The organism is Alteromonas sp. MTD1 (assembly GCF_042848195.1).
Taxonomy (GTDB): domain Bacteria; phylum Pseudomonadota; class Gammaproteobacteria; order Enterobacterales; family Alteromonadaceae; genus Alteromonas.
This window is the reverse complement of record NZ_BTGG01000010.1, coordinates 1-16,955: the sequence shown is the minus strand read 5'-3', so window position 1 is coordinate 16,955 and position 16,955 is coordinate 1. Positions and strand designations below refer to the sequence as shown.

Genomic DNA, 16,955 nt, shown 5'->3' with positions numbered 1-16,955 from the left:
CGACGGAGTGCTTTCAGAGTTTTATTCAACTTACGCTTTTGTAAGATCAGCTCATTCATTAGTGCCAGCATTCAGCGCTTTACGTAAAAAACCACTGTTTTCGGCCAGTTGCTTGGTGGCCTGTTCTGCGCTTGCGCCCGTTAACACCATCAAAATTGCGGTTTTTGCGCTGTTGTTACTGGCGTTAAGTGCAGCTTCAGCCGTGCTTTCGTCGCAGTCTGTTGCTTGCATTACAATGCGAAGTGCCCTTGCCTTTAGTTTTTCGTTAGTGGCATTAACATCAACCATCAAGTTTTCGTAAGTTTTACCCAGCTTCACCATGGTCGCCGTGCTTATCATGTTTAAAATCATTTTTTGCGCAGTGCCCGACTTCATACGTGTGCTGCCTGTTAGCACCTCTGGCCCTACAACTGGGCAAATGGCGATGTCGGCAGGTTCAAAAATGGCGGCGTTCGGACTACATGCAATAGCGCCTGTAGTGCAGCCAATCGATGAAGCGTATTTAAGTGCACCACTGACATAAGGCGTGCGCCCGCTTGCCGAAATACCTACCACGGTGTCTTTCTCATTAAGCGCTAACTGTTGTAAGTCGGTTTTGCCTGCTTCGGTATCATCTTCGGCACCCTCAACAGCATGCTGAATGGCGGTTTCTCCGCCCGCAATCACGCCTACTACAACACCATCGGGAACACTGAATGTTGGCCTGCATTCTGCTGCATCTAAAATGCCTAGCCTGCCGCTAGTGCCTGCGCCAATATAAATTAGTCGGCCGTTGTTTTTTATACTTGCCGTGGCCGCATCAATCACGCGGGCTATATTATCAATTTGGCTTGCTACCGCATTAGCAACGGTAGCGTCCTCATTATTAATGCGCGTTAAAATGCCTGTGGTAGACAAGGTATCAATATCTTTAGACTGGGTGTTTCTACCTTCTGAAACGATGTTATTAAGCGATTTAGCTAGTGCGTGAAGCCCCATTTTTTCTGAAGACATTAATTAACCTTTACTGTAGCGGTAAGTAAACAGTGGGAAGGATAACGGCATTTAGCTTAAGGGGAAATAGCAGTGCGCGCTTTGTCTATTATTCAACAGCCCGTTTTGTATAAACTCATGATACAATTTCGCCCTCATTTTTTGGTAACCCCTATTCAAGGACCGTGTTTTTGTGAGTCGACAAACGCAAGCTATTATCCACGCCGACGCAGTGCTGCATAATTTTAAGCAGCTGGCGGCCATGGCACCGCAAAGCGGTTCTATGGCGGTTATAAAAGCCGATGCTTACGGACACGGTGCAGTAAACATAGCGCGCATTTTACAACACGTATCTTCACGTTTTGCGGTAGCGATTATGGAGGAGGCGGTAGCCCTTCGCGATGCTGGCATTACCGCGCCAATCGTGGTGCTTGAAGGGGCTCACCAGGCCAAAGAATGCCAAATGGCATTTCAGCACAATTGTATTTTGGTAATGCATTGTGAGGCGCAGCTAAAATGGCTAAACGCATGCCCCGCAGACAAGCGCCCGCATATATGGCTTAAAGCAGACAGTGGCATGCACCGTTTGGGTTTTCCACTTAATGAACTGCCGCGTATTGTGAAAGAGTATGGGGCGCTGCTAAGCGATGAAACTGTGCTTGCTACTCATTTTGCCAGTGCGGATGATACCAATAACCCATTTACTCAAGTGCAGCTAAGTGCGTTTGAAGCGGTAGTTACACAAGTAGACTCACTTCAAAAATTGCCGCTGAGCTTAGCCAATTCACCCGCAGCGGTAAACTGGCCGACAAGCCGCGCCAAATGGAACCGTTTGGGCTTAGGTGTATATGGCGGGCGGGTATCTACGCAAAGCGATACCGGTTTGTCGCTTATGCCTGCGATGACTTTACGCTCAAGTATTCTAGCCATTCGCGATATACCTGTAGGCGAGGGCGTGGGCTATGGGCAAACATGGGTTGCCAGCAGGCAGAGTAAAATTGCAACGGTGGGCATAGGTTATGCCGATGGTTATCCAAGGCACTGCCCTAACGGCACGCCTGTGATGGTGCGCGGTAAGCTAGCGCCATTAGTGGGGCGGGTGTCTATGGATATGATCACTATTGACGTTACCGACATTGCCGATGTCAGCATGGGCGACATGGTAGAGCTATGGGGAGAACATATTTCTATACACGAGGTTGCACAATGCGCAGGCACTATCGACTATGAATTAATGACTCGCGTGTCTCAACGCGTGCCGCGCATCGTAAAATATCTTTAATACTGCCATATAAGCTGCTTTTTTATTAGCGTGCCTACCATTATATCAACGTCTATGAAGTACTATTCAACAAAAGAATGAGTAGTTTGCCACCAGTTTGGGTTTATACTGATGTAGTCGGTATGTGGGATTGAGGTGAGCTTTTCACCTACAACTGCAGCAGACATCAACTCATAAGAGAGGTTTGTATGCGTACTTCGTATTCTCGTCCAAGAGTGAATCGTGGGGTAGTAAGTCGAACGTCAAGACCGGTACAAAAGAAGCAGTAAGGTCGCAGGCTTTTCATAAAATACAAATAAACAACGCAGCGCTAATCAGGAGAGAGATAAAGCGAAACAGAGCAACACAAAGGCTCAACGCGAAACAAAACCTTCGAATTAGTTAGCGCGAATTTAGCAGTACAGATACAAGAAAGCCCGGTGTATAAAAAATACATCGGGCTTTTTTATGTTCTACGCATTTGTTATCAGCAGGCGTTCAATGGCCTGCGCTCAAGAATACGTTAGCCGTTTTGAGGGTGCAGATCACCGTCTAGCATATCTTCAGCGTGGTCTTCCTTTTCGGCGCTAACGGCTTTTTGTGCGCTAACAGCTTTTGATGTACTAGCAGCACTCGCAGCGCTATTGGTTTTTACTTGGCCATCAGGTTTTGCTGGTGAATAGCGCTCTGGGCGGTGGTTAAGTGAAATAACCATGTTCAAGCAAAACGCCGCAAGAATTGAAATAAGTACTAAATGCCATGCAATAAACATCAATGCGCACGACAGAATTAGGGTATCTACCGTTAACTGGAAGTAGCCCGCGCGAAGGTTAAAACGCTGCTGTAGATAAAACGCCATAATACCGATACCACCAAGGCTAGAGCTGTGCCTAAACATAATAAGCATGCCCACGCCTATTAAAATGCCGCCGAACACAGCTGCAAAAAGCGGGTTTACATGGCTAATATCAACAAATGCGGGAATTTGTTCAGTAAGCACTGACACCGTGGTCACAGAAATGAATGTGTTTATGGTAAAACGCTTGCTAATTTGCGTCCACGCAAGGGCGTAGAATGGCAAGTTAATAAGAAAGAATAACAGGCCAAAGTTCATCTCGAACGCATATGTACCAAGAAGCGCTAGACCAGCCGCACCACCTACCATTAGGTCTTGCGATTGAAAAAGAAAAACACCAAAGGCAACAAACAAGCCGGCGCTTACTAGGGCGAAGACATCCTCGACAACACTGTGATTTGTTTTTTGCATAAAAGCCAATTACCTAAGAAAAAAAGCTAAGAAGACACAGCGTAATTATACGTTTACATCACAATGGGTTACAGCAACGCGCCAAGTTAAACATTGCACAAAGAAGGGGCTTGGTAAGTTTGCCTTTACGACTTTTAGCACACCAGTGAACAGGGTGTTGCGCACATGTAAACGTTGCACCAAAAGGGGTAGGTTTTACGATTTTAAATGAAGCGGAGCGGGTGCTTTTTACTCAACAATAGAGAACACCACTATATCTTGTTTATTAAATTCTACGCTGCACTGCATAATGCCAAAGTGCAGCGGACTGTATGCTTCAATTGTGCTGCCGTTGGCAACAAAAGTGGTATCCCAAATAAGTAAGTCAGCCGTGTCGAGCTGGCGCTCTACACTTCGTTTTGACACGCCGGGCGTAAAGTTGTCGCATAGAATGATGACTTCGCGGCGTGCTTCTATCCAGTAAAACGTTACGGTAATTAACAGTGCAATTGCCGCTATAGCAACAACATCAGCAATAATTGAACGTTTCATGGCTTGCACGGTGGGTACTCCTCTTACTACAACTGTTTCTAATACATGTGCATTTAACTATCTATCTTCTTTTACGTGTTTTATGCGGTTTGTATCAAATCCCATTTATTACCGTAACAGTCTTTGAAAATGGCAACAATGCCGTAAGACTCTTCCCTTGGTGCCTCTAAAAACTCTACAGCATTTGCCAGCATATGTTCGTAGTCGCGATAAAAGTCATCGGTGTGCAAAATAAGGAATACTTTGTTAGCCGCCTGTTTGCCAATAAGTGCACGTTCTTCGCTAGCCTTAGCTTTCGATAATAATAAGCTCATGCTTGAATTTGGCGGTGTTATCAATACAAAGCGAGAGTCCTCACCGGTTACTTTATCTTCGGTAATGGCGAAGCCTAAAATAGTTGTGAAATAGCGAATGGCAGGTTCGTAATCGTCAACAAAGAAAGTGACGGCAGAAAGATGTCGGTTCATGAAATTGGTCTTAATGGTTCAGGTGTTGAATTGTATTGTGTTTTATTGACTTGTGTTGTTTTGCGGCGCTGCCTGGCGGTGAAAACAGCGTTAATGAATTACCTTTGTATTTGGCCCTGTATTTAGCTAGCGAGGCAACGAATTGGCTTCGCGTATCGCGCTAATACGTTTGTAATTCTGGCGCACTGTAGCGCAGCGCTTTAAACATTAGAAGTGAACTACGCTAAAATGCGGGTTTTTAGTGATGGCGGTAAGCGACACAATGTCGGTAAGGGCTATCATTACCATTTCCTGCTGTTTTTTATCTGCCGTTACACCGCTTTTGGATACGTCGCTTTGCGCTACGTTGCTAAGTGGTAGAAGCGCTACGCACTCAATTTTACCCCTATCAGTGGTTAGCATTTTTGTGGTTTTAGCAACGCCTGTAATGTCTATTACATTGGCTTTTTCTGTATGCGGACCTTTCACAGGTTTCTTTTCGTCATGTTTATCTTCATTAGACAGCCAATAGAACGACACAGCATCGTTTTTAAGCGTAACCAGCACGTGCAGGTTACACATGCAGGCAATTTCAATATAGTCGTACAGTTGGCATGCAATAGGTGTTTGGTTTTGCATTGCGAATTCTCATATTTGTTAGCCATTATCTGCTAGCTATTGCTGATTAACCGTTACTTATTAACCACAATAGCATGCGTTGGATATGAAGAAGGTTAATGCGTAATTCTAAATAAGCGATATACTTCAGCCAGTTTTACTAATTTTTTGGGTGTTTTACATGTACGGCTTAGCTTCTTCTATTCGTGTGCTTGCACGCAAGGCGTTAAAAGGCACAATGCTGAAGAGAAGATTTAGGGTATTTAGTTCGTTAAGCGCACTTTTTATAGGCGTTATTTATGTATTAACACCGGCGTACGCTACCTCAGTGATTGGTAATAGCAATCAAGCGAAAGACCAGCTTACCTTCGATTTCTCAGGCTCTTATCGCGTGCGCTATGAAGCGCTAAATAACCCCATATTTCCAACGTCTGCAGAAAGTCGTGAACAAAGTAACCAGCGCATATCTACCCGCATAATCTTTAAGACCACGCTTAACTATAAAAACGTAAGCGCTACATTAGATATCAGAGACTCTCGCGCGTTTTTAGATGAAAACGACCCTACACTTGGTTCAAACCAAGTGAATACATTAGAGCCTGTACAGTTATTTGTTAGCTACAAACCAGAGAGTATTGAAGGTATCAATGCGATTAAATTTGGCCGTATGGAATTAGATTATGGCAGCAGGCGACTACTGGCAAAGGCGATTTATCGAAACGCGACCAACAGCTACGATGGTCTTGTTGTAGAAGGCGAGTTTAATGACTGGCTGGTAAACGGCGTGTATTTACTTCCGGTGTCACGTTTCCCTAACGATCGCGACAGTATAGACGCCAATTCACGTGGCATTGATAAAAGCTTTAGCGAGCGAAGATTCTTCGGTTTTTATGCCCAGTCCCCCAACAAAAACACGCGCATTCAAAGCTATTGGTTAAAAGAAAAAGACAGCGCTGATCTTGCTACCCGAAACCGTGATTTGTATACCCTGTCGCTTGACTACACCAAACCGCTAGGGCAAGGCTGGAAAGCGAACGCAGAAATAATTGGGCAAATTGGTAGTGCCCACGAAAGTGCGTCGCCTAATGATGTTGATGAAAAAGACGTGCGTGCTTATATGCTGTTTGGCTATGTAGGTAAGCAAATTACCGACAACACGTTCTTGCGCGCAGAAGTTGATTACATCAGCGGTGACAATGATAACACCGACAATACTATTTCAGACTTTGATAGCCTGTATGGTGTTCGTCGCTTCGACTTTGGCCCAACCGATGTATATCAAGGTTTCCAACGTCGCAACCTTAAAACCTTTGGTCTTCGTAGCGTTAGTAAGCCAACTCGTCAGCACAACATCATGCTTGGGTATAAAGCCTATTGGTATCAAAAAGCCCCTGAAGCGGTAGACAGTTTTATTGGTCATCAGGTGGAAGCACGCTGGCGCTATTGGTTGTACCCTGAATTGCGCTTGTCGTTAGGTGGTGCTTATTTGTTTAAAGGTGAAGGGTTTGAACGTGGCGATTATAGCGATAACAGCGCGTTCTTATTCACTGGCGCAATGTATTCCTTCTAGCTTTTCCATGCCCAATTAACCTGTTAAGGTACGGCAAGGCTTTATTAAAATTAGACTGAAATCAAGAGGTTGCCTTGTCGTCCATTGCCCACTTATCGTTGTTTGCTCGTTGTGTAGCACTGTTAAAGTTATTAGGGCCCGGCGTGTTAATGGCCACAGCAGCTGTTGGTGGCAGCCATTTGGTAGCGTCTACCCAAGCCGGAGCCAAATTTGGCTGGCAGCTTGCGCTACTTATCCTTGCGGTAAACGTATTGAAATACCCTTTCTTTAGGGCAGGGGTAAGCTATACCATCAGCACCAAGCAAACGCTGCAACAAGGTTATGCGACCATGGGCAAACGCTACCTTGTTATGGCACTTGCGCTTAACAGTGTGGCAAGCGTGGTAAACGCCGCTGCACTGCTGCTATTCGCTGCAAGTTTGCTGTCGTATTTTATTCCTTTCGATATCGCTATTTCGCTGTCTGTTGCCATAGTGCTTGCGCTTATTCTACTTATTATTCTTGCTGGGCATTTCAAAGGGCTAGACAACATTGCCAAACTGATAATGGGCGTACTGGTAATAGCCACCGTTGCAGTATTTTTTGTTGCGCTGTCGAATTACAATACTGCGCAAATGCCTGCAAACCCTCCTTCTCCTTATACACTGGCAACGCTCGGTTTTTTGGTAGTAACCATGGGCTGGATGCCGGCACCTATTGAAATTTCATCTATTACGTCTTTGTGGTTAAAACGACAATGCCAACACCGTGCAGTTACGCCAAAAACGGCGTTGTTCGACTTCAATTTAGGCTACGGTGTTACTGCGCTATTGGCGCTGCTGTTTTTAGGGTTAGGCGCGCTCATTGTTTATGGCAGTGGTGAAACGCTTAGTACTAGCGGTATTGGCTTTTCCCATCAGCTTATAAGTATGTACTCAAGTACCATTGGCAGCTGGTCTCATTGGCTTATTGCTATGGTTGCATTTCTATGTATTTTTGGTTCGGCACTTACGGTGTACGACGGTTACGCCCGCGTAGTGGCTGAAGGTATTAGCTTGCTGGCGAATCGCGGTAAAGCGTGGCGCGATAAACTCGTTACCCCAGTACTGCTGGTAATGGCCGCGGTAAGTTTTACCATTGTTATGTTCTTTAAGTCGGCATTACTTGCCATGTTAGGGTTTGCAATGACGTTGGCATTTATTACCACACCAGTGTTTGCATGGCTTAACCATAAACTAGTGCAGAAAATCGAACTGCATCCCGATGCAGCACCTGGTAAAGCTGTGAAGATTTTAAGTATTATTGGGCTTGTCTATCTATTTGGTTTTCTTTTCGTGTTTATCTGGTGGAAGTGGTTGTACTAGCGCTTTAGTTAAACTAATTAATGAATTCAATTTTAGTTCTATTCATTTAACCTCTTCTATACTAATACCATCTATATTTTTTGAGGTTGCCGTTTGGTGCGCTTTAATAAAAATCACGCAATTGGCTTTCATATGGCGGCTTTGTTAAAGCCTTTTCTTCTTATTACCGTGTTACTAACCCTACTTGGCTGCGGACAAGAAAAAGAGCAAGCCATGCGTTGGCATAATGCATTCGATATAGAACGCGAGCTTTATCTACTTGGGCAAGAGGAAGATCCTCGCGTTATTTACCGCAGGCTACAGAGCATTAAGCAACAAGCTTCATTACAAATAAGCCAGCTGCGCGAGCGGGGCAAGCGTGATGTGGTGTTTAACGATTGGTTAGAAGCGTTGCGAATTAGCTTGTCTCTTGCGCCAATACACTCAAACGATATAGCGCAGTGCAGCGTATGGCAGAACGCAATGGAAAAAGCGTGGGGTGTGCCTGTTAAAGAGTTTAACGAACGTGCCAAGTTAGTATGGCGAGTAATGGTAGCAACATGCAACGGTCATATTCGCTCCCTATAGCAAGGTTTTAGCACTACCTAAATTAAGTTCGAGAGCTTGCTAAAATACAAGTAATAGAAAACACAAGGCAAAGCATGCGGTTGGGCGTGCATGCCTTGCCTTAACGGTGGAAAGTTTTACTTAGTGTAAACCGGGCGTGCTGCGGTAAGCGTGGCTACACTGTCTTTTACCCTAGCCACAACGTTTTCATCTTCCGGTGAAAGTAACACGTCACAAATCCAGCCTGCTAACTGTGTACAATCACTCTCATCAAAGTTACGTGAGGTGACAGCAGGCGTACCAATTCTTATCCCACTGGTTACAAATGGCGACTGTGGGTCGTTTGGTACCGTATTCTTATTCACGGTAATGTTTACGCTATTAAGTATGGCGTCGGCTTGTTTACCCGTCATACTCTGCTTAATTAAGCTAAGCAAAAACATGTGGTTGTCGGTACCGTTCGACACTACGTCGAAACCACGCTGCATAAATACGGTTGCCATTGCTTGCGCGTTTTTTACTACCTGGGCTTGATAGGCTCTAAACTCAGCACTCATAGCTTCTTTAAACGCCACCGCTTTTGCCGCAATAACGTGCATCAATGGGCCGCCTTGAATACCTGGAAAAATAAGCGAGTTAAACTTTTTCTCAAGCTCGGCGTTAGCTTTACACATAATCAATCCGCCGCGTGGGCCGCGAAGGGTTTTGTGGGTAGTGGTAGTTACCACATGCGCAGCATTAATAGGAGATGGATAAACTCCCGCCGCTACTAGCCCTGCTACATGAGCCATATCAACAAGTAAGTAGGCGCCCACACTATCTGCAATGTCTCTAAAACGCTGCCAGTCCACTACACGAGAATAAGCAGAAAAGCCTGCCACAATCATTTTAGGGCGGTGAGTTTCAGCTAGTTGCTGCACCTGTTCGTAGTCAATTTCACCGGTTTCGGTGTTTAAACCATACTGAACAGCGTTATATAGCTTGCCCGAAAAATTAGGTTTTGCACCGTGAGTTAAGTGCCCGCCATGATCAAGGCTTAAACCCAAAATTGTGTCGCCTGGGTTAAGAAGTGCCATATAAACGGCAGTATTGGCCTGAGAACCAGAGTGCGGCTGAACGTTTACATAGTCGGCTTCAAAAAGCGCTTTTGCGCGGTCAATAGCAAGCAGCTCAACCTTATCTACCGCCTCACAGCCGCCATAGTAACGCTTTGTGGGGTAGCCCTCGGCGTACTTGTTGGTCAGCTGGCTACCCTGTGCCTGCATCACTGCTTTGCTGGTGTAGTTTTCCGAAGCAATGAGCTCAATATGATGCTCCTGTCGAACATTTTCTTGCTCGATAAACTCTGCAATATCGGGGTCTATTTGGTGTAGGTTGTTGTTAAGGCTGTTCATGCTTGCTCCTTATCTGTCTTATTTTGCACGCGCTTTGAATGGGTTGATGGTAGAACTGAAAAAAGAATAAATAAAATTAATAAAAAATATGGCATCATAACTTTATTAAATGAGATTGCTGTGTAATTAAAGTAGCTGCATAAACTATGCGGGTGGCGTTAAGTTTGCCTTGCGTTTTAACTAAACTGATAACTAAATTGATGTGGTGGTTATGAAAAACTTGTCTATCGACTTCCTTCGTTCTTTTGTGATCATTGCGCAAACCGGAAGCTATACGCAGTGTGCAGAGCAACTTCAGCGAACCCAGCCAGCCATCAGTTTGCAAATAAAAAAGTTAGAAGAAATGGTAGGAGAAAAGCTGTTTTCTCGTGACAAAAATAAGCTGTCGCTTACGGTGGCTGGCAGCAAGTTGTTAGCCTATGGCGAGAAAATAGTAGCGCTAAACGACCAAGCCATGGCTGAATTTGGTAAACCGCAGGTAACGGGCAACATAAAACTTGGGATCCCCAGCGAGTTTTCTACCATCTTAATGCCAAAAATTATTCGGCAGTTTACGCAAACCTACCCTGAAATTTCATTGGAAGTGCATTGTGCGTTAAGTAAAGATTTACTTAGTGAGCCGTTAAAAAGCCAGTTCGATTTAATATTATCGTTACAAGAGACACCGGACCCTAAGCAAGACGGTTATATCACAACCGACCAGCTTGTATGGGTAGGCAGTCAGCGCTTTGTAAATAGCATTCCCAGCAAGCTACCGCTTATTGCTGCACCTAACCCTTGTACGTATAGAAAGCGTGCTATTCATCTGCTTAACGCAAGTAAAAAGCCATGGCAGGTGGTGTACACCATTGCCGACCTTAACGGTATTCAAACGGCTATAAACGAAGGGTTGGGAATTACAGTGCTAGCAAAAAGCTCGGTGCCACCGGGGCTACACATATTGCCAAGTTCGGCAGAACTACCTGAATTAGGGCATATGGGGGTGTGTTTGGTGAATCCTCAAAAAGTGTCGTCAAAAGCCATAAGCTTGTTAGCCGACACTATCGTGAGCGAAGTAGCCAATTTCTAAGCTGTTAGGCTTTTTTTACGAATTGTGCCGTTAGCATCATCTCGCCAGCACCGTCTACTTTACAGTCAAGCTGGTGGTCTTTACCCTCTTTCACGTGGCGAATAACGGCTTTTGTACCAATTTTCAGAATTAGCGAACTGCCTTTTACTTTTAGATCTTTCGCTAGTGTAATTTTGTCGCCAGCAACAAGCGGCGTGCCGTTCGCATCGTTTGCTGAAGTTTCTTCTTCAACGTCATTAGGGTTCCACTCGTGGCCGCACTCAGGGCATATCAATAAAGACTGGTCTTCATAAACATATTCAGACTGGCAGTGTGGGCATGGAGGTAACGACATAACAAACCTTAAACAACGACATGGTAAAGCGGGAAGTATACCAGCCTGTGTTGTGCTTAAACATCTTTATAAATACAAACCACAGCGGGCGTGTTTTGAAAATAGCTGCCGTAACTCTATTTCTTAACGTTCGCTATTGAAGTGAACGCAAGTATTGGTAGTAGTATTAAGGTGAAAAATTCAGGTGCATCAAACATTGCGGCACAAATAATGGCTGCACCCCAACATAAGCTCATCTTAGTGGTTAGTTTATCGCACTTCATATCTTATCCTTTTACACGAAAATCCAATGGTATTTAGTTAAGCATATGCGCTTGAGGTGTGTTGTTCAATTTGTGAACTGTAATGAAATGTTACGAATCATCATAAAAAAGCGGGCTACCATATGGCGCCCGCTAGAATCTTAAAACGCAAAGCAACTATTTGTTGGTTTTAATAATAGTGCCTTCGCTAAGTGTTTTTACGTGGTACTTTCCTTCGTAGTCTTGCAATTTAAATAGGCTGTTGCGCGCCATCAAAATGCCCATAGATGGCTCTTGCTGTAGAAAAACTACGTCACCCGCCTTTACTGTTACATTTGCTTCGGCCCAGTTCTCGGCTTTTGAAAGAATTTGGTGGTCGCCCGGCTCTACGTTGAAATAAACATACTGCGATGCACGCGTATAACCCATTTCAGATTCAGCTTCTTTATCGTCAACGAAAACGTTGAAACGAATTAATCCACCTAGCGAAGAAGGGCGAACTACGTATACCATGGCTTTGCCCTCTTCAGGCAATTGCGGTACGGTAAAGTTTGCTGTTGCTGCACGCATTTCCTCTGGCGACGGTAAGCTTGCACAGCCTCCCATCACAATGGCCATACAGACAAAGGCAAGTTGGTAAAGTTTCTTCATTGCTGTTTCCTTTTCATTATTTATTGTTTTTTTTATATAACCTAGGCTCGTTTAGTAACTAAGCCTAACACTCCACAAAATCCATCAGAGTGTTTGTTATGCTTTTATCATCGCAACTATCAGTGATGTTCGGTACTAAACCTTTGTCTAGTAGGTTTTTGCTCTCTGTGTGTGCGCAGTTTATCTAAATTACTTGTAGCTGCGATATGTTGGTAATTGGAATGTGTGTTTGATAGTAATATTTAGTGCTAGGTACTCCAGGAGCACGCATAAAATAAATCTTCACTCGTTGTGCTTCGCCTTTTACCTTCAGTGTTTTATTAACAAAAAAACGTTCAAGGTCTAATCCGTATTGTTTTGATAAATCTGATATTACACTTGGAGATAACGCTATAGTTACATTGCGCTGATCACGATAGTCGTTTTCGGTATTCAAAAATAGATGACGTCTTTGTGAGCCTGCAGCTTTTATTTTTAAAGTGTATTCGCCCTCTACTTTTTCTGGCGCTGCAGCTGCGGCGGCGCGAATGATTTCCATAGTGTCAGAATAGCCTAACGGCGAGTTGGTGCTTTGGGTATTGTTTGAAGTTACCTGTGTGCTACTACAGCCAGTGAGTGCAACCGCAAGCAAGATTAAGAGGTATTTCATATTTATTTCCCTATAAATAATATAGTTAGCAAACGCTTAAAAAAACTAAAACGTAGAGTGCAAGAGCGCAGCGCTAAAGTAAACATTTTTTAAGCGAGTGTGAATCTTTTCTACTGGTAACGGGCCGATGTAATAAACTGTCCAAAAGATTCGCACCACACAATAACACTTGAGTATTGCTGTGGGTTTACAGTGTTAGGAACAGGCACCATAAAGTGGTTAAATGTGTCTACATTACCCACTTTTACCATGCGATGTTTTAGGCGAAGAAAGTCATCTTCGGTCTCAACAAATTCTGGTGACAAATACAGTTTGTAATCTGGCCCGGGCGCTAGTTTTCCTTGAAACGCAATCTGTTTATCAGAGATATACACGATACCTTCACCCCAGTGCAAAAAGTCACTGTCTTCTAAATCTTCAACAAAATGGGTGGTAAACGTAGAGCTATTACTTGCTTTTACCAGAGCTTCGTTTGAAGGTGAAGCGGGAGCTGTGAGTAAGGGTAAGCTATAAATACCTAAAGCAAAGCCAGCAAAGGCGATAACCACATGAGAGACAATAATCAGCGCTAGTTTTTTAAAGGGCATTATATTGACTGCCTTTGTTGATTGTTAACGTGAAAAAACGTTTCTGTGGTTTCTATTAATACACTGCACAATGCAGAAAAATCAATGTTGTTTATGCTTTGTTACCAACAGCAATGCTTTCATCAGCTTTAGATACATCTTTCTTTAATGCTAAAACTAAAATGAAAATAGGTCCTAGCGGCGGTATAAAGCCAAAGATGAAGCCTAATACAGCCATGAGTTTTGGGTTGTTGGTTTTTCTTTTGCCAAGTACGTAGCCAGCAACAGCACATAAAATACTTAAGGCAAAAGCAATTTGCCCTATTAGTGTTGCGTTTAAGTTCATTTTTAATCCTCCATGATTTAACTTTAAAAGGGCTAATTTGTTATCGAAAACAAGTATTCGTTAGTCGGGTTTTTACTAATCGTTGTCATCATCAGAACCAAACATACCTCGAAAAAGTGCAGTAAGCACGCCAGACATTGTGTCTTCAATGAATTCATTGTCCGGGTCAGACCTTCCTTGGTGTGGGAAATTTGATTGTTTTTGACGCCTTGATTCAGCGCTGGAACTGGCCCCATCAAGAAAATCGTTTGCAGCTTTATTAGCGGTTGCGGCACATCCATTTAAGAATGCGCAAATTAATAGTGTAGTAAATATTTTAGTTTTCATATTTTTCCATAAAACTCGGACTCGTTCAGTTAGTGAGTAACATCAAAGCTGCAGGTTAATAACTTGAGGTTAAGATGTCGTTCAATTCACTTATCTCTGCATCCAGTTGAACTTCGCTTATAATATCCTTTTGGAAGGCGACTTCTAGCTCTAAAAGTTTCAATGTTTGTTCTAATACCTTGAGATATAAAGGTGCATTAAAAGTTCGACTTCTTTTGAGATTAATTAAGTATTCATTCAGCTCACTTAATGTGGTTCCTGACAAGTTTTTACTTACGATATTTTGCATTAAGAAGGTGTCTAAATAATCTGGGTATGGTGGTGGATTTTTTATATAGAACTCATCCCTTAAGCTGTCTTCTTCTGGCAACGAGTTAAAAAACTCTGATAATTCTTCGCTGTATTCATAACATGTTTTTACTGACGATATTGATGAATTTAAAAGCTTAATAACATCATGCTTTTCTTTCTGTTCGGCTTCGTAATTGGTAAAGGAGATGGCTAACAGAACGCCAACCAACGTTGCAATAAGAGTGAGAAAAAAGTTTATGCCGACATCATGACGTTCGATAACGCTTTTGAATTTAGGGATAAATGTAAAAATACCCAGAAAGCAAAGAAGGGCAGTGAATATTATGTACAGCATATCAATCCTTTTGATAAACAAATTAATAATAAGCACAAGGCAAGTTACCTCAGCTTAAGGTGCGCATTTCACCTATTAAAAAACAAGGAGTAGTTCAAGTATGGGGTGTTGCGACCCCGATATAGCGTTTATTTAGTGCTATGTGCGTTCCTTAAAATATCCCAGCTTGTCTAATAACGCTGACTTTATTAACCCAGGTTCTATTAAACCAGTTACTATTGTATGTGCAACAATGCAAAGAGCTAAGTTTCTATCACTGATTATGTAGACAAGAGCAAGTCCAGCCCCCAAGAAAAAAGTGTAAAAAGTGGCATTAATAGCTGCTGATAAAGCCTTACCACCCCAGACTAAATGAGCTAGCCCAAATGCTAAACCCGAAATAATGATTTGTATGAAATTACCAAAGCCTTCTTCTTGAAGATAATCCATTAATAATTTTCGAAATACTAATTCTTCAAAGACGCCAGATACCAGCGCTCCTGTTAAAGCCAGAAATTTTAGTTTATTAAACTTAAACATATGCTCGCGTACATTTGAGATACTAGCTGCACCCCACACATATATAACGACGACCAAAGCAGCGGTACACCAAGCCAAAGCACTCGCATTTGTTAATGATGAGAAGCCTAACGAGGCAATAAAATTTTCAGATGTAAAAAACCAAAAAAATAAAATACCCCCTTGGACCAAGATTATCGATGAAATTATTTTAAAAGTTTGATTGTTAATAGATTGCATAAAATTCCCTTTAGCACATAACTTTTCAAAAATGGGCGATAACGCGTAGGGCATAATAGCAAAGCGGCCCTGCGTGTATGCGGTTCAGCGAACACAGCGAGTGTTAATGCGTTCGTTATATTCCAACCATGCTTTGCAATGCGCATCTGTATGCGTGTGCTTGGTGCTAAAATTAATTGGAGTGATTAATGCAAGATTTATATGACATCAATGCACCCAAGAAAGCGACAAATCTAAGCTTAAATAGCGACTTATTGCAAAAAGCTAGAAGTTTAAAAGTTAATCTGTCTGCGACATTAGAGCAAGCACTTAAAGACAAGCTAAAAAGTATTGAAGCGGAGAAATGGAAAAAAGAAAACAAGGCTGCCATAGCTGCATACAACGAGTTCGTTGCTGAGAACGGATGTTTAGGTGATGAGTAGAGGAACTTCTAATGGCGCAATTTGATGTTTACAGAGACCCAAGCAAGAGGACTCAGGAAGCTTACCCTTTTCTTGTTGATGTTCAAAACTCTGTAATTGATCAATTGGCAACAAGGTTGGTTGTACCGTTAACAATTAGCAACACTAGAAATAGTTTTTACATGAAGAAGCTGACGCCGGAGATAGAATTTGAGGGCACAACATACTTATTTCTACCACAACAGCTTAGTGCAATACCCGAAGACGTGCTCAAGGATCGCATTGGATCGCTGGAGCAATCCAGAGAACTGCTGATAGATGCAATAGGCTTCGTTATCACTGGAATATAACTTTCTAATAAGGGGCGCTAGCTTGTGGGCTACAATACCAAGCGAAGCGCAGGGAGCCTAAGTGTTTTTGTCCCTAGCGAGCATAGCGAGTGTTAATGCGCTTGTTATACGCAATTTGCCACATTTGTAGCGCATTGCTACAATGTGTTTATGAACTTACTGGAGACATATTATGGCAACCGCGAGCGTAAGACTAGACCAAGATCTAGTTGAGAAAGCTACCATTATGGGCAAAGCACTAAATCGAACTATGCCAAAACAGATTGAGCATTGGGCAAAAATAGGTGAAATGATGGAAGATAATCCTGATTTACCATACGAATTCGTGAAACAGGCAATTATTTCCAAAGCGGAAAAAGAGGCAGGAAAATTGGAGCCTTACGATTTTGGCTAAGATTACGAGTGTTTTACAGACAGCCAATTTTAAGAGAGCAGTAAAGAAGTTACATAAGAATCAGAAACAAGACTTGGATAAAGCTGTAAAGGAACTGATGGACGATCCTCTGCTAGGTGAACAGAAAAAAGGCGACCTGGCTTTTCTTCGCGTGTACAAGTTCAAGATGGTTAAGCAGTTAACCTTACTAGGTTACAGCTACGAGGACGGGACTGTAATACTTGAATTAATAGCTCTTGGTTCTCATGAAAACTTTTACCGCGATGTTAAAAAGTTATTCTGACCAATTGCGTA

Annotated in this window: 24 protein-coding genes; 9 read left to right on the top strand and 15 right to left on the bottom strand. The window is 42.9% G+C overall.

The annotated features are described in order from the left end of the window. Positions 1-51 precede the first annotated feature (51 nt). Positions 52-993, bottom strand: a complete 942-nt coding sequence (murQ, locus tag ACGHAV_RS14120; protein WP_390381942.1) for an N-acetylmuramic acid 6-phosphate etherase — start codon at positions 991-993, stop codon at positions 52-54. A gap of 172 nt (positions 994-1,165) precedes the next feature. Between murQ and alr the strand changes: the two genes are divergently transcribed. Then, entirely contained in the window at positions 1,166-2,254 is a 1,089-nt protein-coding gene (gene alr, locus ACGHAV_RS14115; protein WP_390381939.1) for an alanine racemase, read from the top strand. 502 nt (positions 2,255-2,756) lie between these two features. Here the strand turns inward: alr and ACGHAV_RS14110 are convergent. The 4 genes from ACGHAV_RS14110 to ACGHAV_RS14095 all read right to left on the bottom strand — a co-directional run bounded on the left by ACGHAV_RS14110 (position 2,757) and on the right by ACGHAV_RS14095 (position 5,116). After that, positions 2,757-3,500 carry a YitT family protein gene (locus ACGHAV_RS14110; RefSeq protein ID WP_390381936.1) on the bottom strand — a complete coding sequence of 248 codons (744 nt, stop codon included), beginning with the start codon at positions 3,498-3,500 and terminating at the stop codon, positions 2,757-2,759. 228 nt (positions 3,501-3,728) lie between these two features. Continuing rightward, positions 3,729-4,040, bottom strand: coding sequence for a hypothetical protein (locus tag ACGHAV_RS14105; protein WP_390381933.1), 312 nt, complete (start codon positions 4,038-4,040; stop codon positions 3,729-3,731). A gap of 71 nt (positions 4,041-4,111) precedes the next feature. Continuing rightward, the gene (locus ACGHAV_RS14100; RefSeq protein ID WP_390381930.1) at positions 4,112-4,498 is read right to left on the bottom strand and encodes a VOC family protein; all 387 of its coding nucleotides are present in this window, start codon (positions 4,496-4,498) and stop codon (positions 4,112-4,114) included. A 207-nt stretch (positions 4,499-4,705) separates the two neighbouring features. Further along, positions 4,706-5,116 carry a Rho-binding antiterminator gene (locus ACGHAV_RS14095; protein ID WP_390381927.1) on the bottom strand — a complete coding sequence of 137 codons (411 nt, stop codon included), beginning with the start codon at positions 5,114-5,116 and terminating at the stop codon, positions 4,706-4,708. Between the two features lie 160 nt (positions 5,117-5,276). Between ACGHAV_RS14095 and ACGHAV_RS14090 the strand changes: the two genes are divergently transcribed. The 3 genes from ACGHAV_RS14090 (at position 5,277) to ACGHAV_RS14080 (ending at position 8,575) form a co-directional block, all read left to right on the top strand. Further along, on the top strand, positions 5,277-6,665 hold the full coding sequence (locus tag ACGHAV_RS14090; protein ID WP_390381924.1) for an alginate export family protein: 1,389 nt from the start codon (positions 5,277-5,279) through the stop codon (positions 6,663-6,665). A 149-nt stretch (positions 6,666-6,814) separates the two neighbouring features. Further along, the gene (locus ACGHAV_RS14085; RefSeq protein ID WP_390382315.1) at positions 6,815-8,008 is read left to right on the top strand and encodes an NRAMP family divalent metal transporter; all 1,194 of its coding nucleotides are present in this window, start codon (positions 6,815-6,817) and stop codon (positions 8,006-8,008) included. A 132-nt stretch (positions 8,009-8,140) separates the two neighbouring features. Next, positions 8,141-8,575, top strand: coding sequence for a hypothetical protein (locus ACGHAV_RS14080; RefSeq protein WP_390381921.1), 435 nt, complete (start codon positions 8,141-8,143; stop codon positions 8,573-8,575). A 116-nt stretch (positions 8,576-8,691) separates the two neighbouring features. On the opposite strand, the gene glyA is transcribed toward ACGHAV_RS14080, so the two are convergent. Next, complete coding sequence (gene glyA / locus ACGHAV_RS14075) at positions 8,692-9,948, bottom strand: serine hydroxymethyltransferase (protein WP_390381918.1); 1,257 nt, start codon at positions 9,946-9,948, stop codon at positions 8,692-8,694. A gap of 211 nt (positions 9,949-10,159) precedes the next feature. On the opposite strand from glyA, the gene ACGHAV_RS14070 reads away from it, so the two are divergent. After that, on the top strand, positions 10,160-11,017 hold the full coding sequence (locus ACGHAV_RS14070) for a LysR family transcriptional regulator (protein ID WP_390381915.1): 858 nt from the start codon (positions 10,160-10,162) through the stop codon (positions 11,015-11,017). Positions 11,018-11,021: 4 nt separating this feature from the next. On the opposite strand, the gene ACGHAV_RS14065 is transcribed toward ACGHAV_RS14070, so the two are convergent. The 9 genes from ACGHAV_RS14065 to ACGHAV_RS14025 all read right to left on the bottom strand — a co-directional run bounded on the left by ACGHAV_RS14065 (position 11,022) and on the right by ACGHAV_RS14025 (position 15,516). Then, positions 11,022-11,351, bottom strand: coding sequence for a zinc ribbon domain-containing protein YjdM (locus tag ACGHAV_RS14065; protein WP_390381912.1), 330 nt, complete (start codon positions 11,349-11,351; stop codon positions 11,022-11,024). A gap of 116 nt (positions 11,352-11,467) precedes the next feature. Then, the gene (locus tag ACGHAV_RS14060) at positions 11,468-11,614 is read right to left on the bottom strand and encodes a hypothetical protein (RefSeq protein ID WP_334015663.1); all 147 of its coding nucleotides are present in this window, start codon (positions 11,612-11,614) and stop codon (positions 11,468-11,470) included. A 156-nt stretch (positions 11,615-11,770) separates the two neighbouring features. Continuing rightward, a complete protein-coding gene (locus ACGHAV_RS14055) occupies positions 11,771-12,244 on the bottom strand; it encodes a DUF2846 domain-containing protein (RefSeq protein ID WP_334015664.1) in 474 nt (157 codons plus the stop codon). 184 nt (positions 12,245-12,428) lie between these two features. Continuing rightward, positions 12,429-12,893, bottom strand: coding sequence for a hypothetical protein (locus ACGHAV_RS14050; RefSeq protein ID WP_390381908.1), 465 nt, complete (start codon positions 12,891-12,893; stop codon positions 12,429-12,431). Between the two features lie 110 nt (positions 12,894-13,003). Beyond that, positions 13,004-13,480, bottom strand: coding sequence for a DM13 domain-containing protein (locus ACGHAV_RS14045; RefSeq protein WP_390381905.1), 477 nt, complete (start codon positions 13,478-13,480; stop codon positions 13,004-13,006). Positions 13,481-13,571: 91 nt separating this feature from the next. After that, positions 13,572-13,805, bottom strand: coding sequence for a hypothetical protein (locus ACGHAV_RS14040; protein ID WP_390381902.1), 234 nt, complete (start codon positions 13,803-13,805; stop codon positions 13,572-13,574). A 75-nt stretch (positions 13,806-13,880) separates the two neighbouring features. Continuing rightward, positions 13,881-14,132 carry a hypothetical protein gene (locus ACGHAV_RS14035; RefSeq protein ID WP_390381899.1) on the bottom strand — a complete coding sequence of 84 codons (252 nt, stop codon included), beginning with the start codon at positions 14,130-14,132 and terminating at the stop codon, positions 13,881-13,883. 55 nt (positions 14,133-14,187) lie between these two features. After that, a complete protein-coding gene (locus ACGHAV_RS14030; RefSeq protein WP_390381896.1) occupies positions 14,188-14,778 on the bottom strand; it encodes a hypothetical protein in 591 nt (196 codons plus the stop codon). Between the two features lie 138 nt (positions 14,779-14,916). Beyond that, positions 14,917-15,516 (bottom strand): CPBP family intramembrane glutamic endopeptidase, encoded by a 600-nt coding sequence (locus tag ACGHAV_RS14025; RefSeq protein WP_390381893.1) that lies wholly within the window; start codon positions 15,514-15,516, stop codon positions 14,917-14,919. 188 nt (positions 15,517-15,704) lie between these two features. Between ACGHAV_RS14025 and ACGHAV_RS14020 the strand changes: the two genes are divergently transcribed. The 4 genes from ACGHAV_RS14020 to ACGHAV_RS14005 all read left to right on the top strand — a co-directional run bounded on the left by ACGHAV_RS14020 (position 15,705) and on the right by ACGHAV_RS14005 (position 16,944). After that, positions 15,705-15,938, top strand: coding sequence for a type II toxin-antitoxin system CcdA family antitoxin (locus ACGHAV_RS14020; protein WP_390381890.1), 234 nt, complete (start codon positions 15,705-15,707; stop codon positions 15,936-15,938). 11 nt (positions 15,939-15,949) lie between these two features. After that, positions 15,950-16,267 carry a CcdB family protein gene (locus tag ACGHAV_RS14015; RefSeq protein WP_390381887.1) on the top strand — a complete coding sequence of 106 codons (318 nt, stop codon included), beginning with the start codon at positions 15,950-15,952 and terminating at the stop codon, positions 16,265-16,267. Between the two features lie 172 nt (positions 16,268-16,439). After that, entirely contained in the window at positions 16,440-16,661 is a 222-nt protein-coding gene (locus ACGHAV_RS14010; RefSeq protein WP_012518669.1) for a hypothetical protein, read from the top strand. Then, positions 16,654-16,944, top strand: a complete 291-nt coding sequence (locus ACGHAV_RS14005) for a type II toxin-antitoxin system RelE/ParE family toxin (protein ID WP_390381883.1) — start codon at positions 16,654-16,656, stop codon at positions 16,942-16,944. The genes ACGHAV_RS14010 and ACGHAV_RS14005 overlap by 8 nt, the downstream gene beginning before the upstream one ends. The last annotated feature ends 11 nt before the right edge of the window (positions 16,945-16,955 follow it).

What these genes read in the sequence shown, in the direction of transcription:
- ACGHAV_RS14030 (WP_390381896.1), bottom strand. Translation starts at nt 14,778, where the DNA reads ATGCTGTACATAATATTCACTGCCCTTCTTTGCTTTCTGGGTATTTTT.
- ACGHAV_RS14095 (WP_390381927.1), bottom strand. Translation starts at nt 5,116, where the DNA reads ATGCAAAACCAAACACCTATTGCATGCCAACTGTACGACTATATTGAA.
- murQ (WP_390381942.1), bottom strand. Translation starts at nt 993, where the DNA reads ATGTCTTCAGAAAAAATGGGGCTTCACGCACTAGCTAAATCGCTTAAT.
- ACGHAV_RS14010 (WP_012518669.1), top strand. Translation starts at nt 16,440, where the DNA reads ATGGCAACCGCGAGCGTAAGACTAGACCAAGATCTAGTTGAGAAAGCT.
- ACGHAV_RS14025 (WP_390381893.1), bottom strand. Translation starts at nt 15,516, where the DNA reads ATGCAATCTATTAACAATCAAACTTTTAAAATAATTTCATCGATAATC.
- ACGHAV_RS14090 (WP_390381924.1), top strand. Translation starts at nt 5,277, where the DNA reads ATGTACGGCTTAGCTTCTTCTATTCGTGTGCTTGCACGCAAGGCGTTA.
- ACGHAV_RS14085 (WP_390382315.1), top strand. Translation starts at nt 6,815, where the DNA reads ATGGCCACAGCAGCTGTTGGTGGCAGCCATTTGGTAGCGTCTACCCAA.
- ACGHAV_RS14045 (WP_390381905.1), bottom strand. Translation starts at nt 13,480, where the DNA reads ATGCCCTTTAAAAAACTAGCGCTGATTATTGTCTCTCATGTGGTTATC.
- ACGHAV_RS14070 (WP_390381915.1), top strand. Translation starts at nt 10,160, where the DNA reads ATGAAAAACTTGTCTATCGACTTCCTTCGTTCTTTTGTGATCATTGCG.
- ACGHAV_RS14060 (WP_334015663.1), bottom strand. Translation starts at nt 11,614, where the DNA reads ATGAAGTGCGATAAACTAACCACTAAGATGAGCTTATGTTGGGGTGCA.
- ACGHAV_RS14020 (WP_390381890.1), top strand. Translation starts at nt 15,705, where the DNA reads ATGCAAGATTTATATGACATCAATGCACCCAAGAAAGCGACAAATCTA.
- ACGHAV_RS14080 (WP_390381921.1), top strand. Translation starts at nt 8,141, where the DNA reads ATGGCGGCTTTGTTAAAGCCTTTTCTTCTTATTACCGTGTTACTAACC.
- ACGHAV_RS14015 (WP_390381887.1), top strand. Translation starts at nt 15,950, where the DNA reads ATGGCGCAATTTGATGTTTACAGAGACCCAAGCAAGAGGACTCAGGAA.
- glyA (WP_390381918.1), bottom strand. Translation starts at nt 9,948, where the DNA reads ATGAACAGCCTTAACAACAACCTACACCAAATAGACCCCGATATTGCA.
- ACGHAV_RS14055 (WP_334015664.1), bottom strand. Translation starts at nt 12,244, where the DNA reads ATGAAGAAACTTTACCAACTTGCCTTTGTCTGTATGGCCATTGTGATG.
- ACGHAV_RS14035 (WP_390381899.1), bottom strand. Translation starts at nt 14,132, where the DNA reads ATGAAAACTAAAATATTTACTACACTATTAATTTGCGCATTCTTAAAT.
- ACGHAV_RS14065 (WP_390381912.1), bottom strand. Translation starts at nt 11,351, where the DNA reads ATGTCGTTACCTCCATGCCCACACTGCCAGTCTGAATATGTTTATGAA.
- ACGHAV_RS14050 (WP_390381908.1), bottom strand. Translation starts at nt 12,893, where the DNA reads ATGAAATACCTCTTAATCTTGCTTGCGGTTGCACTCACTGGCTGTAGT.
- ACGHAV_RS14040 (WP_390381902.1), bottom strand. Translation starts at nt 13,805, where the DNA reads ATGAACTTAAACGCAACACTAATAGGGCAAATTGCTTTTGCCTTAAGT.
- ACGHAV_RS14110 (WP_390381936.1), bottom strand. Translation starts at nt 3,500, where the DNA reads ATGCAAAAAACAAATCACAGTGTTGTCGAGGATGTCTTCGCCCTAGTA.
- ACGHAV_RS14100 (WP_390381930.1), bottom strand. Translation starts at nt 4,498, where the DNA reads ATGAACCGACATCTTTCTGCCGTCACTTTCTTTGTTGACGATTACGAA.